12 protein-coding genes are annotated in these 16,637 nt (G+C 64.1%); 7 read left to right on the forward strand and 5 right to left on the reverse strand.

Annotation, left to right across the window (positions count from 1 at the left end; all coding sequences use genetic code 11):
* Nucleotides 1-59: 59 nt before the first annotated feature.
* On the reverse strand, nt 60-665 hold the full coding sequence (locus ACFZDA_RS03465) for a dihydrofolate reductase family protein (RefSeq protein ID WP_391074136.1): 606 nt from the start codon (nt 663-665) through the stop codon (nt 60-62).
* Nucleotides 666-906: 241 nt separating this feature from the next.
* Here ACFZDA_RS03465 and ACFZDA_RS03470 point away from each other — a divergent pair, with 241 nt between their 5' ends.
* Nucleotides 907-1,140 (forward strand): hypothetical protein, encoded by a 234-nt coding sequence (locus ACFZDA_RS03470; protein WP_391074138.1) that lies wholly within the window; start codon nt 907-909, stop codon nt 1,138-1,140.
* 291 nt (nt 1,141-1,431) lie between these two features.
* Complete coding sequence (locus ACFZDA_RS03475) at nt 1,432-3,255, forward strand: condensation domain-containing protein (RefSeq protein ID WP_391074141.1); 1,824 nt, start codon at nt 1,432-1,434, stop codon at nt 3,253-3,255.
* Nucleotides 3,256-3,624: 369 nt separating this feature from the next.
* Here the strand turns inward: ACFZDA_RS03475 and ACFZDA_RS03480 are convergent, their stop codons facing one another.
* The 3 genes from ACFZDA_RS03480 to ACFZDA_RS03490 all read right to left on the reverse strand — a co-directional run bounded on the left by ACFZDA_RS03480 (nt 3,625) and on the right by ACFZDA_RS03490 (nt 5,012).
* Entirely contained in the window at nt 3,625-3,897 is a 273-nt protein-coding gene (locus ACFZDA_RS03480) for a phosphopantetheine-binding protein (RefSeq protein WP_391074144.1), read from the reverse strand.
* 38 nt (nt 3,898-3,935) lie between these two features.
* Complete coding sequence (locus ACFZDA_RS03485; protein WP_391074147.1) at nt 3,936-4,586, reverse strand: class I SAM-dependent methyltransferase; 651 nt, start codon at nt 4,584-4,586, stop codon at nt 3,936-3,938.
* Nucleotides 4,587-4,736: 150 nt separating this feature from the next.
* Nucleotides 4,737-5,012 (reverse strand): phosphopantetheine-binding protein, encoded by a 276-nt coding sequence (locus tag ACFZDA_RS03490; RefSeq protein WP_391074150.1) that lies wholly within the window; start codon nt 5,010-5,012, stop codon nt 4,737-4,739.
* A gap of 210 nt (nt 5,013-5,222) precedes the next feature.
* Here ACFZDA_RS03490 and ACFZDA_RS03495 point away from each other — a divergent pair, with 210 nt between their 5' ends.
* The 3 genes from ACFZDA_RS03495 to ACFZDA_RS03505 all read left to right on the forward strand — a co-directional run bounded on the left by ACFZDA_RS03495 (nt 5,223) and on the right by ACFZDA_RS03505 (nt 13,273).
* Nucleotides 5,223-7,694 carry a beta-ketoacyl synthase N-terminal-like domain-containing protein gene (locus ACFZDA_RS03495; protein ID WP_391074153.1) on the forward strand — a complete coding sequence of 824 codons (2,472 nt, stop codon included), beginning with the start codon at nt 5,223-5,225 and terminating at the stop codon, nt 7,692-7,694.
* Nucleotides 7,694-12,031: an amino acid adenylation domain-containing protein gene (locus tag ACFZDA_RS03500; protein ID WP_391074156.1), complete on the forward strand. Its 4,338-nt coding sequence runs from the start codon at nt 7,694-7,696 to the stop codon at nt 12,029-12,031. The genes ACFZDA_RS03495 and ACFZDA_RS03500 overlap by 1 nt, the downstream gene beginning before the upstream one ends.
* Nucleotides 12,032-12,559: 528 nt before the next feature.
* Nucleotides 12,560-13,273, forward strand: a complete 714-nt coding sequence (locus ACFZDA_RS03505) for an LmbU family transcriptional regulator (RefSeq protein ID WP_391074159.1) — start codon at nt 12,560-12,562, stop codon at nt 13,271-13,273.
* A gap of 152 nt (nt 13,274-13,425) precedes the next feature.
* Here the strand turns inward: ACFZDA_RS03505 and ACFZDA_RS03510 are convergent, their stop codons facing one another.
* Nucleotides 13,426-14,145: a methyltransferase domain-containing protein gene (locus tag ACFZDA_RS03510; RefSeq protein ID WP_391074162.1), complete on the reverse strand. Its 720-nt coding sequence runs from the start codon at nt 14,143-14,145 to the stop codon at nt 13,426-13,428.
* 393 nt (nt 14,146-14,538) lie between these two features.
* Between ACFZDA_RS03510 and ACFZDA_RS03515 the strand changes: the two genes are divergently transcribed.
* Nucleotides 14,539-15,894, forward strand: coding sequence for an AMP-binding protein (locus ACFZDA_RS03515; protein ID WP_391074165.1), 1,356 nt, complete (start codon nt 14,539-14,541; stop codon nt 15,892-15,894).
* Nucleotides 15,891-16,637 carry an SDR family oxidoreductase gene (locus ACFZDA_RS03520; protein WP_391074168.1) on the forward strand — a complete coding sequence of 249 codons (747 nt, stop codon included), beginning with the start codon at nt 15,891-15,893 and terminating at the stop codon, nt 16,635-16,637. The genes ACFZDA_RS03515 and ACFZDA_RS03520 overlap by 4 nt, the downstream gene beginning before the upstream one ends.

Raw genomic sequence — 16,637 nt, forward strand, 5'->3', positions numbered from 1 at the left:
GATTGAGGGATCAGGTGCGGCACAGTGCGGCACACCTGGACGCAGCCCGAGCCCCACACCTAGTAGCTGTCGTAACTGGGCTTGCCCTTCGGGCGGTAGACGCCGACGACGGTGCCGCCCTTCGTCGTCGAGACGCTGACCGGCTCCAGCGCGGTGGGGACCGCTCCGTCGGCGAACAGCCGCTTGCCGGTGCCGATGATCACCGGATGGATGGTCAGCCGGTACTCGTCGACGAGGTCGTGTTCCATGAGGGTCTGGGCGAGGTCGCCGCTGCCGACGACGTTGATGTTGCCGCCGTCGGACGCCTTCAGCTCGCGTACCGCATCGACGGTGTCGCCCTCCAGCAGCGTGGAGTTCTGCCACTCGACGGACGTCAGGGTCCGAGACGCCACGTACTTGTGCATGCTGTTCATCCGTTCGGTGAACGGGTTGCCGGGATCGGCGTTCGGCCAGTACGCCGCGAAGATCTGGTACGTCTTGCGGCCGAGCAGCATCGAGTCGGAGTCCTCGTACCAGCCGGCGATGGCCGCGCCGACCTCGTCATCGGTCGCCGGCTTCTGCCAGCCGCCGTGCTCGAAGCCGCTTCCGGTGTCCTCGTCCGGACCGCCCGGAGCCTGCATGACGCCGTCCAGCGTCAGGAACGTGCAAACAATGATCTTGCGCATGGTGCGCTCCCTTCGTCGACGGGTAGACCGCACGACCGCCGGAAACTCATCGGTGGCTGACATGCGCGCCGCGCACCACGAAGCGTCGCCGTCCGGCTCCGCCCACCCGTCGAGATTCCGATGCCGCCGGCGTCGCCTATCGCCCATGTATGGCCGCTCCCCGGCGTGACGCCGATGGAGGCGCCATGTGGGGAATGATCACCGGCCAGCTGCGCAGGCAGTCCGTACGGACGGAGCCCCCATGCAGTTCGTCGACGAGCAGAACCGGGGCCGCCGGTTCCTGCTGGAGCCCGGCGCCACCGCATGGCATTCGGTCGAGCACCAGTGGAGTTCGGGACACCTCGTCACGGACCGGGGCGGGGCCCGGTGGCACACGCCCGTCGAACTGCGGGTGACGGACTGGGCGATCGAGGCTGTGCACACGCCTCTCCCGCGGGGCCGCGTGGAGGTGCTGCGCTCTCGGTGTCCTGCCTGATCACGTGTCTCGTTTGCCTCGCGCCGCTCTCGGCCCTCGGCGGCGTACAGTCCGGTATCTAAGCGCTTCGACGCAGATCGATAATTGAGGCCTTTATCGGTCAACTTGCTGGCCTTAACAGGGAGGGCGGCATGGAATTCCACCTTGACATGCCTGAATCTCGGTGTGAATCTTGCACCGATTCACTGTTGAAGCGCTTGCGCGGTAAGGGGAGCGGGACCGTTGGACGGTGGGAAGTCGACGGCTCGCAGGGGCCCGCTCGGTGGCGCGCAGGAGTTTGAATGGTGGAAAATGCAGGATACCCGCCTGCGCGCGGGGTCGAACGCCCTGGTCTGGCTGGCGCCCGAATGCCCCCTTGATCTCGGCCAGGCCCGCCGAGTCGTCGAACTTCTGGTCCATCGCCACGAGGCCTTCCGTACGCTGATCGTCCGAGGCCCCGACGGCATGCCCGAGCAGCGGACCGATGCGCCTGCGCCGGACGGGCTCCATGTCCTGGACGAAGCGGCCGACGGCCGCAGGAGCCTCGAACTCGCCATCGGCGAGACCGAGTTCGACCTGTCCCAGGAGGGCCCGCTGAGAGTCGGGGCGGTGCGCGCAGGGGAGTGGGTGACCGAACTCCTCTTTGTGATCTCCCACTGTGTCTTCGACGGACACAGCATCCCGCTGCTCCAGGCGGAGTTCGCGCTCGCCGTCCGCGAGGTTGCACTGGGCGCGGAGCCGGCAGCGTCCCGCCCTCGGCACCAGCCGCTCGACTCTGCCTTCGCCGAGCAGAGCGGACCGTTCACGCAGCATCGAGCCGCCTCGACTGCCCATTGGGCGAGGGCTGTTCGTGAGATACCGAACCGTATGTTCGTCCCGGCCCAGGACGACCTGATGCACCACTACGGGGCGACGTACCGCACGGACCGCCTGGCACCGCTACTGGCACTCGCCGCGAGGCGCCATCGGACCACCCCGGCCGTCGTCCACGCCGCCACCGTGCACGCGCTGCTCGCCGCGCTCTCCGCTGCCCCGCACAGTGTCGTGCGTTGTCACTTCGTCGGCCGGACGGAGGACGAGGCGGAGACCATCGGCTGCTTTCACTGCATCCTGCCCGTGGTCGTGGCGACCTCCGACCGGCCCGGTTTCGGCGCGCTCATCGGACGGGTGGCCATACAGACGCTGCGCGCTCAGAGCCGTTACCGGATCGGTTATCTGACCCTTCGACAGCTCATCTCGGCGGAAGAACGTCGACGAGGTGTTGCCATCGCCGATGGCACCATTGTCAATTTCTCCTTCGATGAAGGTTTCGCGTCTCTGCAGCGCAGCTCCGAGGAGGAGTTGATGGCGGCGGCCGCCGGCGCCGTCGGTGAACTCGAACTGCTGATGGGCCGTAACGAAACCATGCCCGACCACCGAGGGCTGGACAGCTATCTCATGACCCGGATCAGCGATGGCGTCGCGGTGACCTCCGCCACTTTCAACGGCGCGGTGTTCACCGCTCCGCAGATGCGGGCCTTGCTGATAGGCCCGGAACAGCTGCTCGCCGCCCACCTGCAAGGAGACCTCGACTGGGAAGGGATATGCCGGATTGCCCATAGCGGCGACCCCTACGCGCCGGTGCCGCCCGCCGTCCCCGCTGTGGGGGTCGATCTGGTGCTGCCCGAGCGGGTCGACGAGGCGCTCGTCTCGCACCGCGCGGTGCGGGCCTCCTCGACCACCGTCACCCCCGGCACCGATGGCACGGTGGGGCTCGAGTGCCGGGTGATCTGCGAACCTGGGGCCGGAGAGCCATTCACCGACGCCGAGTTGAGGGAGCATCTGCTCTGCCAGGTGCGGCCCGGGGCGGCGATGGTGGCCCCTCATCGGTTCCTGATCGAGGGCCAGGCGAAAGAGGGAGCCGGCCGGACCGAGCCGTCGGTCCTCGCCCTGGTCGCCGCGGTCCTGGAAGTCAACGGGATGTCCACGGCCGACGAAGGCCAGGGTTACGCGGAGAGCGGCGGCGCGCTGGGCGCCGTCCCCGCGATCATCGATCACCTCGCCGAACAGGGCTACACCGGCCTCGGGCCGCACGACTTCACCCTGCCGATGTCCTTGCGCAGTCTGGGCCGACGGTTGCACCGCCGTCAGGAGTGACTGGAAGCCGGAGGGTGGTATGGGGGGGGCAATCTCCGTGTTGCTGTGGCCTGACCGTGTGGCTCAGGTGGTCTCTGGCTGATCGCGTTGACGGAGGCCGTGCTGCATGCTCTGACCGGTACCACCAAGTCCACCTGGCCCGGCGTATGACCCCACCGCTGTCCTGGCCCTGCCGGAGGCCCGGGAGCACCGTCGTCTGACGAACCCCTGCAACACGGGCGGACGCGACAGCCGGATGACCTTCCTTTCGTGGCGTCGAGGCTTTGACTGCAGGAAAAGTTGGCGCTCCGCCGGTCGCTTGGCGGGGGCCCGCCGACTGTGTGCGTCCACCCAAGATCGGGCGCCCCCGGCAGTCGGCGAGACTCTGCGTCAGGAAGAGGAGCCACGACGGGAATGGAGGTCACGGTATCTGCACGTGCATTCGTCGATGATCTCGGACAAGGCCCGTCTGCGGAACAGCAGTTCCAGAGGGAAGTCGATCTCCAGGCGCGATTCCACACGGGTCATGAATTCGACTGCGGACAGCGATGTGCCACCGAGCGCGAAGAAGTTTCCCTCGCCACCGGCGGCCTGCGCTCCGAGTGCTGCGTACCACGCCTCCTCGACGGTGCCGCGGATGTCGCTGTCGGTTTCAGTCACCATGTCTCCCCGCCGGCCGAATCCACTCTTGCGCCTCCTGCCTACCTGACACGGCCCTGAGCCCAGACACGGTCGCCGGGGCCTTCGATGCGGTCGGTCAGGATGCCGTCCCGGTAGATCTTCTCCTGCTTGATGTCCCCGGTCTCCAGCACCTCGGTCCAGGCGCGGGTGGGGCCCGTCCCCCACGGCACCCAGGGGGTGAGGTCGTCCACGACGATGAGGCTTCCGGGGCGGCACAGCACACGGCAGTGGTCGATGTCGGACTTGACGGCGTCGTACTCGTGCCCGCCGTCGACGAAAGCAAGGTCGAACAGGGACTCACCGTGCTCCGCGATGAATTTCGGCAAGGCGGTGCGGGAGTCCTCCACGATCAGCTGATGGCGGCCGGGGAACCGCTGGTCGATGAATTCCTTTCCTATCAATGCCGCCTTGTTGTCCGGCAAATCGAAGGACACTACCTGAACGTTGTCCGAGGCGGACAGGAAGGCGTGGCTGGAGAAGCCGACATTGAATCCTATCTCGATGACGGTGCGCACCTCGGCTGTATGGACCAGCTCCATGAGATATGTCAGCTGTGGCACACTCGAGGACAGCTCGGAGATCGATATGTCGCTGGCCAGTACGTGATCCCAGAGTTCTTTCGTGAAAGTGCGGATCGTGTCGGGCAGGTTAACTGAGTGACGTTCTTCCATGTCGGTCTCCAAATCACGGGTGGACAGTCGATTAGCGAAAGAATTTATTCAGGCACCATGGAACGTTTCCTGGCAGACACTGTCAACACCGCAGCGAGGAACGCATACGTACTGCCGACAGGAATCAACGTCTTGCTCATGGCCCACACATCAGGCCTGACCGGCTCCTGTGGCCGCCTGCCCGCCGTGCCTGCCCAGGGCTTCGCTGAGGTCTCTGAGTACTGGATTCCTGAAAACAACGCGGACGTCACGGCCTGTCCCGAGCTCCTCGCTCAAGGTGCGCGCGAGCCGGATGGCGATGATGGAGTCGCCACCCACGTCGAAGAAGTTGTCATCGAGGCCGATGTCGGCGTTGCCCGTCAAGGTCCGAACGCTGTCGACCACCAATGCGTCCATAGGGTTGCGGAACTCGTTGTCGTTCGTCATGTTCCCGACGCCTTTCTGTGCGGTGACCTCGGCGACGCAATGGCGGCAAAGCGTCGAAATGGGGCACAGGTGTGGCTATCCCGACCCGCGCTCCCCGGCGGGATGATTATTGCGTTTGTCTCGCTGGCGAGACAGGCTCGCTCGCAAGCCGGACGGACCAGTTGTCCGTATAGCCAATCTGGTCGATGCTATGTGTGAGGTGGCAGTTCAATGTCTGATCGTGTTGCCGTGGTCGGAATGTCGATTCGCGCGGCCAAGGTGCAGAGCGCGGCGGACTTTTGGCGTCTCATGATCACAGGGCGTTCCGGACGGCGTGAGATCGACTCCTCGGAATTGAAGCGGCGACGGGTTCCGAGTCGCAAATATGAAGATCCAGCGTATGTGCCTGTCACGTATTCCATGGAAGATGCCCTCGGGTTCGATCCCCAAGCATTTGGATTCGGTCGATCTGATGCAGAGCTGACCGACCCACAGCATCGCGCAGTGTTGGAAGCCTGTTACCGGGCAGTGGAAAGTTCAGGATGTTTCATCGGGTCACTGCCTGATCGCGTCGGGGTATTCGTTGGATCACGGAAGAGTGGCTACGGTACACAGATCGAATACCTCTCAGCCTCAGCCGGCAGAAATGTGGATCTCGCCCGGCTTGCCATAGGGAACGATCCCGACTACCTGTCCAGCAGAATTTCCTATACCTACGGTCTTACCGGTCCATCGATGACTGTCCTGACCGCCTGTTCGTCCTCGAGCGTGGCAGTGCATCTCGCCTGCCAGGCCATCCTTGCGGGCGAGTGCGATTCGGCGCTGGCGGGCGGTGTCGCTTTGGACGCAACGGACGCGGGCTATACGTTCACCTCAGGCGGAATTTACTCACCACGAGGTCGGTGCGAGCCGTACATGGCCTCAGCCGACGGCACCGTGGAGGGCAATGGCGTCGCTGTCCTCTTCTTGCGACGGTTGGATGTGGCGTTGGCCGCGGGCAACCCCATCCTTGGCGTCATCGCCGGTACCGCGGTGAACAATGATGGCCGAGAGCGTGCGGGCTTTACGGCGCCAGGGGTCGCCGGCCAGTCCGAATTGATCGAAGAGGCCCTCGACGTCGCCGAGTTGAGGGCCTCCAGTATCGGTCTGCTCGAGGGGCACGGTGCAGGCACCAGCATCGGGGACGCGCTGGAGATCGATGCCGCGATGCAGGCCTTTCGATCCACTGGAGCCAGTGCCGAAGAGTGTCGGCTCCACTCCGTCAAGGCGAACATCGGGAATCTGACCGCGGCGGCCGGCGCAGCAAGCATCATCGGCTGTCTCCTGGCCCTTCAGCACGGACGGATTCCTCCCAACGCTCCCCTGGTGGAAGGAGCCCCGCCAACCGATCTGCGAGGCACACCGTTCAAGCTGGCAGATACGCCGATGGCCTGGCAACGTTCGGACCTGGGCCGGTATGCAGCGGTCAGTTCGTTCGGGTTGGGCGGAACGAATGCGCATGTCATCATCGGCGATGCCGAGCGGGAGTTGCGGCGTGCCTCTCGCAAGGGGCGGTACTGGCAGCTGCTTCCGCTGTCCGCGGACGACCCGGAACGCCTTTCCGGAACCGTCGATGCTGTGCGTGTGGCAGTGGACGGAACCTCGGCCGAGGTTCGCCAGGACATTGGCCACACGCTGCGCACCGGTCGCCCGGAGCTCACCACACGCGCAGCTGCGCTGATCCCAGTCGACGCCGAGTCGGCGGGTGGGAAGTGGCCGGCGCCAGAGCAGTTCCGTACGGTTCCCGAAGTGCCGCCGACACTCGTCTTCGTGCTTCCCGGCGAAGCGGTCAGAGCGCCGGACGTGGCGCTCGCTCTCTACCGGGCAGAGCCGGCTTTCCAGTCGACCGTGGACGACGGCCTCGAAATCATGAAGCAAGTGCTGGCTCCTGAGATGTTCGCGGCCGTGCGCGATGCGTTCCTGCACGGTAGGTATCCGATGGCGACGAATGCGCTTCAGCCGGTGCTGCACCTGCTCGGCCTCGGACAGCACGCGTTCCTCAGCGACCTGGAAGTCAGGCCGGACGTGCTCGTGGGGCACGGCGTCGGCGAGCTCACCGCCGCTCAGCTGAGCGGTGTCCTCTCGTTCGAGGAAGCGGCGCGGGCGGTGTGCTGGCGCAGCCAGGCCATGGCAGACGCTTCGGAACGCGCCGAAGCCGTTGTCCGCTTCACCCGTCGGATGCGCGACGTACGACTGAACTCTCCCACCACGCCGATGCTTTCCTGCGTTTCGGGGGCATGGCTGACCAGCGAGGAGGCGCGTGATCCTGGGTATTGGGGAGCGCAACTGGGTGAGCATGGCCCCTTCGACGAGGTCCTGCGCTCCGTGGTGTCCGAGCATCCCGCGGCTGTGTACCTGCAGCTGAACAGCGGGACGAATCTGCTTCAGGCCGCTCAGCGTTGGGGAGTACCCGAAGACGCTGCCGTGGCCCTGGCATCCGATGGAGAAGCCTCAGACGGCTGGTGCTCGCTGCTCCAGGCTGTCGGAACTCTCTGGGAACAGGGTGTGCGGATCAACTGGCAGGCCTATGCCAAGCGCGATCACGCACTCCGGGTCGACATGGCGCCACGGACCTTCGGGCGGGTCCCGTACTTGCACCCTTCACTGCTGGAGCATTGCCCCGGGATCGACCCGGCGGAACTTTCGGGAAAGCGGGTCGGCTGATGACGTTCCAGGTAAGTGCAAACCCGGCCTCTCTGTCGCAGCAGCGGATTTGGTTTACTGAACAGTTGCTGCCCGGGACCTCCAGGAACAACTTGTGTGTGCAGTTCGTCGTACACGGCGAGCTGGATGTGCCGACTCTCGAGCGCGCGGTCAACGACGTTATCGAACGGCATGAGGTCCTGAGAACCAGATTCGGGATCCTGGATGATGCCCTCGTCCAGGATGTGCTGGACGAGGCCCGAGTTACTGTGCAAAAGCTTGACGCAGCCGATGAAGAATCCGTCTTCGTCAAAGCAGCGGAACTTGCCCGAGAGCCATTCGATCTGAGCGACGCGCCTTTGGTGCGTGCAGGCCTGGTGCAGGGCAGCAGTGGCACCAGAATTCTGGTGTTCGCGCTTCACCACGTCGTGGCTGACGTCCGGTCTCTGGACATCTTTCTACGTGAGGTCATGGAGATTTACCGCAAGGACAGGGAAGACGGCGTCCCGGACCTGCTTGACCTGCCGCCGACCCGCTTCGTCGACTTCGCGACATGGCAGCGTGAGTGGGTGAATACGCCGCAGGCCATCGAACGACGGGCAGCACAGATACGCGAGCTTTCGGCATTCCCTGCTGTGCTCGACCTTCCGGCCGACCGCCCTCGGCCAGCCGTGCAGACGTTTGCGGTGGCGTCTTCGCACTGGCGTACTCCATCATCTCTGATACGCAAGCTCGAGACGGTGGCGCGAGAGCACGAAGCAACCCTCCAGACGATGGTTCTGGCTTCGTTCTCGGCAGTTCTGAGTCTTTGGTCGAGGCAGTCACGGCTACTGGTGGCGACCCCGGTAGCCAACCGCTCGTCGGCTGAGACCGAACGGCTGGTTGGCCCCTTCGAGAACACCCTCGTGATCCCGACAGATATGGCTGGAGCCCCATCTTTCGCCGCGTACCTCGAGCGCGTACGCGACGTGCACCGGAGAGTAGCGGAAGAGAACATCCCATTCGAGGATGTTATCGACGGTATCGCGCCCGAGCGCAGCCTGTCTTACCACCCGCTGGTGCAGGTGATGGTGGCATTCGAAGAAGCCTCCGTACTGCATACGGAACTTCCCGAGGCCGAACTGGAACTGATCGACAATCAGACAGGAACCTCACAGTTCGACCTGGTACTCGAAGTCACCCCGCTCGACGGCGGCCTGGACTGCCGGCTTCAGTATGCGACCGACCTCTTCGACCAGGACACAGCGGAGCGGTTCATCAGGCATCTGCGGCGGCTGTGGGAGATTGTCGCCGCCAGACCAGATGCCAGTGTCGGAGGGAGCGACCTGGCAGATCTGGAGGAGCGGGCCGTGCTCTCCACTCTGGGCACGGGCCCCACGCGCCCGGTCGATCCCCGCGCGCTCCCTGTCAGGCTGTCCGAGACCGCGCACGGTCGACCAGACGCCGTCGCGGTGAAGGCATCCGACGGCAACTACACATACGCGCAGCTCATCGAGCGAGCAGAGGCGATCGGTGCGGCGCTGGCGGCCCGTGGGCTGCGGCCGGGCGATCTGGTCGGCGTAGCTCTTCCGCGCGGCCGCGACCTGCCGGCAGGTCTGCTCGGCGTCTGGGCTGCAGGAGGATCCTACGTACCACTTGACCCCGCGTACCCCAGAGCCCGGCTGGAGCACATGACGCAGGACGCGGGCATCAAGGTCCTGCTGAGCACTCGCGACCTCGCGGACCGCATCCCCGTGCCCGCGGATACTGAAGTGCTCGTGTTGGACGAACCTGCTTTCCCGCTCCCGGCCGAGAAGCCGACCCCCGTGACATGCGGCGACCACGTGGCCTATGTGATTTACACTTCCGGCTCGACCGGCCGCCCCAAGGGCGTGATGGTCAACCATAAAAGCCTCGGGAACCTTCTGGACGACTTCATGTCCGAGTCCGGGTTCGGTACGCGCGACCGGATGCTTGCACTGACATCCTTGTCCTTCGACATCGCAGGGCTGGAACTCTGGCTCCCGCTGCTGGCCGGAGGAACACTGGTCATCGGGCCGCCAGGTGTCGGCGGCGACCCGGAGCGGCTGCACAAACTTCTCTCCGACGAGAAGGTCACGGTGGTACAGGCCACCCCGGCGACCTGGAAGCTCTACGCCTCTTCCCACCGCGTCGCGCCGCCCGCGCTACGGCAGATATGGAGTGGTGGCGAGCACTTGCCGCACTCGCTCGCCCGGGCGCTGACCGCGATGGGGCCTGAAGTGCACAACCTTTATGGACCGACGGAGACCACCATATGGTCGACGCGTGCGGTGCTGCGGCGGCTCGACGACGTTACCGGAATCGGGCGGCCCATTTCCAATACTCGCCTGTTCGTCGTCAATGAAGACGGCCTGCAGGCCCCCATGGGGATACCTGGAGAGTTGTGCATCGGCGGTGCGGGGCTGGCGCTCGGCTACCTCGGCCGCCCCGAGCTGACCGCACAGCGGTTTGTCGAGATCGAAGGGTTGCCCGTCTACCGCACCGGAGACCTCGTCAGGTGGCGGTCCGACGGGAATCTCGAGTATCTCGGGCGTCTCGACGACCAGGTAAAGATCCGTGGGCACCGAGTGGAACCCGGGGAAGTCGATGCCGTGGCCCGAGCCTGCCCTGGGGTCCGGGACGCCGGCACGCTGGCCGTGACGACCTCCGCAGGAGAGGAGCAGTTGGTCACCTTCGTGACGCCGGAGAAGGGCGCGGATCAAGCCCATAACACCACAGAAGACTGGCGTGCCATCTGGGAGAACGCCTATGCCGAAGGCGAACCCGCCGAAGAAGACGACTTGAATCTGAAGGGCTGGCAGAGCAGCTATTCCAAACAGCCACTGCCAGAGACGGAGATGCGGGACTGGGTGACGCAGACCGTTGACAGAATCGCCGGAACGGGCGCTCGCACCTTCGCGGAGATCGGCTGCGGCACCGGGTTGCTGCTGTTGCGCTTGGCTCCTGCGGCCGACCGCTATCTGGGTATCGATTTCTCCCCAGAAGCCATTGGCCATGTGAAGAGCGCGGTCGCCCGGCGAGGGCTCACCGGCCAGGTGCGGCTGGCCACGGCAGCTGCCCTGGAGATCGGGGACGTCGCCGGCGGAGAACGCTTCGATTGCGTAGTGATCAACTCCGTTGCCCAGTATTTTCCTGGCCGGGACTATCTCACGGAAGTCTTGACCGAAGCGAGCAAGATCCTTGTTCCTGGCGGACATATTTACGTCGGCGACCTGCGGAGCCTAAAACTCGCAGAGGCGTTCCACATTGGTGTGCTGGAAATGGATGACCGGCTGGGAGTCGAGGAATTGCGCGCCCTCGCTGCTCGGCACGCACTGGAGGACGATGAACTCCTCATCGACCCCGGGTATTTCGCAGAGCTTCAAGACGCGCTTCCTGCGGTGACCGGGATCCAGGTATCGCTCAAGGCCCCCGGATACGACAACGAGATGACGCGCTTCCGCTACGACGTCCTGCTGAAGATCGGTGGGGAGGTACCGGATCGGCCGCAGCCCTGTGAGTACCTCGGCTGGGAGGAGGTCTCCGACCTTGAGGGCCTGGACGGACTGCTCGGCGCGTCGAGTTCTGCCGCAGTCGTCGTCGACGGCATTCCGAATGCCCGCGTCGCACGCTTCGCCCAGCTCGCGTCGGGTGAGGAGATGCCCCACTTCGTGTGTTTGCCGGAGGAACTTGACGAAGTGGCGGCTCGGCATGGCTGGGACACTCGGCATGCCTGGTCCTCTCGCCTGCCGCAGCAAGGACGCATTCGGACGAGCTTCACTCGCCGCAGCCGGTGGAGCGGACACTTCATGCACGAGCGGCCGACGATCGACGGGCCGACGACCAACGACCCTGGGCAGGGAGCTCGGCTGCAGGTGCTGAAACACAGTGCGCGAGCCTTCCTGCGGCAGAGCCTGCCCGAGTACATGGTGCCGAGCCGGGTGCTGACCTTGCCGGAATTTCCTCTGACCCCGAACGGGAAGACCGACCGGAATGCCTTGAAGGTCATCGCTCGACAGCAGGTTTCCAGTACGGATCACGTCCTTCCAAGTGGACCTGTTCAAAATCTTCTGCACGAGATCTGGTGTGAAGTGCTGAACGTCTCTCGAGTCAGCGCTACGGAGAATATCTTCGACGCCGGCACCACATCCCTGCTTGTGGTGCGGATACGCCAGGAACTACGTGATCGGCATGGCATCGATATCCCACTGACTTCCTTCTTCACCTATCCGACGATCTCGTCACTCGCTCAAACTCTCGATCCGGAAATGGAACGTCACTACTCCGACGGTCGGCCTGCAAGCCCTCGTGCGCAAAATGCCACAGCCGCGCGTCGTCGGCAGCGCCGCCGGCACTGAGCTTCTTCAGCGGTGCCGCTCCAGGGTGAGGACGGCTTCGGCGATTGACGGGTGCCCGTACCTTGGCCAGGGCCCGGTTGATGGGTGGACCTTCAGCGGATCCGGCGCATGTTCGGCGAACAGGTGGAGGACGGGTGGAGCTTTCAGCGGCGGTCGCCACTCTGCTGCCGTCGTCCGAGCGCTCATTCTCATGCCGTAGTCGAAGCGCTTCGACACTGATCGAGAGTTGAGGCTCGTATCGTTCAACTTCCAGGGCAATACTGGGTGTTTTAGCCTGCAATGTTCCCTTGACAAGCCTGAATCTCGGTGTGAATCTTGCTGCGATTCAGCATTCAAGCGCTTGCGGGCCAAGGAGAACGAGGCCGTTGGAGGGCTGGTGGTCGACGGCTCGCGGCGGCCTGCTCGGTGGCGCCCAGGAGCTCGAGTGGCGGAAGGCGCGGGGCGCCTGCCTGTACGCGAGGTCGAACGCCCTGGTCTGGATGACACCCGAAGTTCGGACGATGTACGGAGAGAGCCCAGGGGGTAATAGTGCGTAAAACCGTCAGCTTGGTAGGCCAGACCGCGCGACATATGGCAGCAGGAGCCGCGCGGCCGCCGCAAGGCTCAGGTGTTCAGCTGCACAAGTCTGGCTTGCTGTTCACGGCCAAGCAGAGCTTCAGTACCTGGGAACAGCTCGGCACCGAACTGTTCTCTTTTGCCGACTCCTCCACCTGGTGGATCGCCGATTGGCTGGTTTATGGAGAGTCCGTATTCCATGACCGCTACGAGGAAGCCATCAAGCGAACGTCGCTCAGTTACCAGACTCTGCGCAACTACAGCTGGGTTGCACGCGCGTTTCCGTTGTCCCGCAGGCATCAAGGTCTGAGCTTCAGTCACCACCTCGAAGTTGTGGCACTGGAGGAACCGGAACAGGACTACTGGCTGCGGAAGGCGCAAGAACTGGGCTGGAGCAGAAACAAGCTGCGTCGGGAAATTCGCAGCAGTCTGCTCATGCGGCAGAGCGAGTTGACGCCGTCAGGCGCCGGGAGTAACGAGGAGTCAAGTGGCACCGCCCGCACAGCAGCCGGGTCCACCTCGACGCTGCTCCTGCGTGACGCCACCTCCACGGCCGAAGCTCGCTCGCTGATACTTCACTTCTCAGCCGATGAACTGGCAGGTATGGGGAGGGCCGCCAGGAGGGACAGTGAGTCGGTCGAGGCCTGGGTGGCGAAGATTTTACGGCGCGCCATCGACTGTTCCTGAACGAGCCAAAGACGCAGAGCTGAGACTTCCTTCGCTTGGGCAGGCACACGAAGCCTCTGGTGGCGCCGGCGCTCTTGGGTACTTGAAGACGTAGCTGGTGAACTCGGCGAGATCTGCGTCGAGTTCATCGGCTGACTGACGTTCCCCAATGATTAACGATCATGTAGGTACGGGCCACCGGCGTGGACCGCGAAAAGGCGCGCATCGAAATAGTCGTCATCTGGTGATTGCACCACGGGGCCGAAGGGCACCCACAGCTCTCGGCCTTCGACGACGGGAACGAGAGCCCGCCCCACCAGGCAGATGACGGCCGCTCGCGGGGCGCGCCGAAGGGAGCGTTCGATATTTTCCAGCACCCGTTCTGCCACAGTCGAACTGAAGGGCTCGTAGAAGTAAAATACACCTGCATCGTCCGGGATTTCAAATTCTTCGGCACTCTGGTGGCGTATCTCGATATTGTGACACCTCTTTGAAGCGGAGTCATATTGCGTCACATTTTGTGTGGCAATATTGCAGAGATGTCCGGAAAGCTCGACCCCGATAATTCTCTTGAATGGAAATTCGGAAGCCACGAGAAGCACACGGCCCTTACCGGAGCCGAAATCGATGAACGTCACCTCCTCGTAGTTGAGGGGAACCTGCGATATCACCGCCTTTAGGGTTCCGGTAGGCGATGGGGAGTATCGATAGTTGTTGAGCAAGTCGACATTGTCGGCCTCGCCGGCGTCCCAGCTTTCGAAGGGAGCGCTTGTGTCGACCCCGAAAGAAGTGTCGAATTTGTCGATCCGGTCGATCTCGGCGACCTTGGCGTCGAATGCTTCCTGGACTTCCAGGTAATCGAGGAAGTTCCGCCGCTTATCCTTGTCAGTCACTACACTCTCCTGGGAAGTGTCTTTTATCGCGTGCCAGGCCTGACGAGTCACCGTCCGTGTAAGTCTGATTGTTTCGCGGCGGGTCAGGCGAAGCAAGCCATCGGGCTATAACGGCCAGGCGGCGGGTTGGCTTGACGCACCCTGTCAATGGCAGGATGAATGACCTCAGGAAAGCTTCATCGCTTGTCTCGCCGGCGGGACAGGCTCGGCATGCCGCTTCCCCGCGTGCCGACGTCAAGTACCGGCAGCGGTTGAGTTTCCCACCCGATGTCAAGCAGGTGTGCATTTCGATTTGCCCTGATCTGCAGTGATCGAGTCAGTCGCAGCTTCATGTAGCCTCCGCAGCCATTACGCGCTTAGATAAGGTTTCCGATTTACAATGGGGGAGGCGCGATGGATTGGCTGTTGTCGCAGCTTCAGGGTCGATCTGACGCTGAGGCCATGGTCGGGCACGGCGGTAGGGTCACGTACGCCGAACTCGCGGATCGGACCACAGGCTGGCTGGCCGAGCTGACCCGGCTCGGAGTAGCGGCAGGCGAGAGTGTGGCAATCGTCGGGAACGCCTCTCCGGACATGGTCGCGCTCTTCGTGGCGCTCGCCGTCCGACGCGCTGTCGTGGTTCCCCTCGCCCCCGCCGATCCGCCGAGGGAGCAGCGGGAACGCCGGATCGCGGCTGCGCATGCGACCCGTGTCGTTGAGTTCAGCGGTCCTGATGAGTGGACTGTTCGGACCGTAGTGAATCCGGACGCGCCAAGGCCACGCCTTCTGGCCGAGCTCGCCAGAAGCGGAGAGGCCGGACTGCTGCTGTTCTCCTCAGGCTCGACAGGCGAGAGCAAGGCTGTCCTGCTCTCGCTTCCGCGGCTGCTCGACGGCTTCCTCGCATCGTCGCGCCCTCGGCGAACGCTGCAGTTCATGGCGCTCGACCACATCGGTGGGGTCAATACGTTGTTCCGCTCGCTCGTCGGCGGCGGCACGGTGGTCACCGTGCCGCAGCGTACCCCTCAGCATGCGTGTGAGGCCATTCACCGTCATGGCGTCCAGGTTCTACCGACCACGCCGACCTTCCTCAACATGTTGCTGCTTTCCGGCGCTTATCGGAATTACGACCTGTCCTCGCTCGAGCTGATCACCTACGGCACGGAGCCCATGCGCGAGATCACCCTCGCGCATGCGGCCAGAGTGTTCCCTCATGTGCAGTTCAAGCAGACCTACGGTCTCACCGAGACCGGCATCCTGCCCACGCGATCGATCTCGTCGAACTCGTTGCAGATGGACGTCGGGGGGCGGGGATTCAGGACGAAGGTGCGTGACGGGGTGCTCTGGATCAACTCACCGAGCGCCATGCTCGGGTATCTCAACGCGCCCAGCCCGTTCGACGAGGAAGGGTGGCTCAATACCGGAGACGCGGTCGAAGTGGCCGAGGACGGGTCTCTCCGCGTACTCGGGCGGCTGTCGACGCTGATCAATGTAGGTGGAGAGAAGGTGTCTCCGGCCGAGGTCGAGAACGTGCTGCTGCGGGCCGGCAATGTCTCCGACGTCATCGTGACGGGACGGTCGAACGCCGTCACCGGGCAGATCGTCACGGCCACAGTCGAGCTGATCGAGCCGGAGGAGAAGAGGGCACTGAACAGTCGGCTGCGCAAGTTCTGTACCGAACACCTACCGCCCCACAAAGTTCCGGCCGTCATCACCGTTTCGGACGCTTCGTTGCACGGCGAGCGATTCAAGCGCATGGGAGGTGCCGTATGAACCGCACCGTGGATCAGCGGCCGGTGGCGGTCATCAGCGGAGGCAGCCGAGGTTTGGGACTGGCTCTGGTGACCGACTTCCTGGAGCGCGGTTACCGCGTGGAGACCTTCAGCCGGACCGAGTCCGCCGAGCTCACCGCGCTTGCCGAGTCGACCGCTTCGGACACGCTGTTCTGGTCCTCCGTCGACGGAACGAACGCCGAGGCGGTCGAAGAGTTCGTCCGTGCAGCCGTGCGCCGCCACCGGCGCATCGACGTGCTGGTGAACAACGCGGCGATCGGGCTCGAGGGCCTGCTGACCCTGACCGCCCCGACGGCCATCGACACGGCACTGCAGACCAACGTGACACTGCCGGTTCTGCTCACTCGGGCCTGCCTCAAGCCGATGCTTGCCCGCCGGACCGGCGTGGTGATCAATCTGTCCTCCATCAACGCGTCGCGCGGACAGACCGGCGTCACCGTGTACGGAGCGGCGAAAGCGGCACTCGACGGGCTCACTCGGGGTCTTGCCCGTGAAGTCGGCCCTGCCGGGGTCCGGGTGATCAGTGTCGCCCCCGGATATTTCGACAGCGATATGACTGCGGGCATCAGCCAGGCCCAACGCCGCCGCATCGTGCGCCGGACGCCGTTGGGCCGGCTCGGGTCGGTAGAGGACGTGCTCGGCGTCATCAGGTTTCTCACCTCGCCCGGGGCGAGTTTCATCACCGGCCAGACCATCACCGTCGACGGTGGTTACACCTGCTGA

Source organism: Streptomyces sp. NPDC007991 (genome assembly GCF_042958445.1).
Taxonomy (GTDB): Bacteria; Actinomycetota; Actinomycetes; order Streptomycetales; family Streptomycetaceae; genus Streptomyces.

Excerpts from the sequence above, each read along its gene's own strand:
- ACFZDA_RS03465 (WP_391074136.1), bottom strand. The coding sequence starts at position 665 with ATGCGCAAGATCATTGTTTGCACGTTCCTGACGCTGGACGGCGTCATG.
- ACFZDA_RS03470 (WP_391074138.1), top strand. The coding sequence starts at position 907 with ATGCAGTTCGTCGACGAGCAGAACCGGGGCCGCCGGTTCCTGCTGGAG.
- ACFZDA_RS03475 (WP_391074141.1), top strand. The coding sequence starts at position 1,432 with ATGCAGGATACCCGCCTGCGCGCGGGGTCGAACGCCCTGGTCTGGCTG.
- ACFZDA_RS03480 (WP_391074144.1), bottom strand. The coding sequence starts at position 3,897 with ATGGTGACTGAAACCGACAGCGACATCCGCGGCACCGTCGAGGAGGCG.
- ACFZDA_RS03485 (WP_391074147.1), bottom strand. The coding sequence starts at position 4,586 with ATGGAAGAACGTCACTCAGTTAACCTGCCCGACACGATCCGCACTTTC.
- ACFZDA_RS03490 (WP_391074150.1), bottom strand. The coding sequence starts at position 5,012 with ATGACGAACGACAACGAGTTCCGCAACCCTATGGACGCATTGGTGGTC.
- ACFZDA_RS03495 (WP_391074153.1), top strand. The coding sequence starts at position 5,223 with ATGTCTGATCGTGTTGCCGTGGTCGGAATGTCGATTCGCGCGGCCAAG.
- ACFZDA_RS03500 (WP_391074156.1), top strand. The coding sequence starts at position 7,694 with ATGACGTTCCAGGTAAGTGCAAACCCGGCCTCTCTGTCGCAGCAGCGG.
- ACFZDA_RS03515 (WP_391074165.1), top strand. The coding sequence starts at position 14,539 with ATGGATTGGCTGTTGTCGCAGCTTCAGGGTCGATCTGACGCTGAGGCC.
- ACFZDA_RS03520 (WP_391074168.1), top strand. The coding sequence starts at position 15,891 with ATGAACCGCACCGTGGATCAGCGGCCGGTGGCGGTCATCAGCGGAGGC.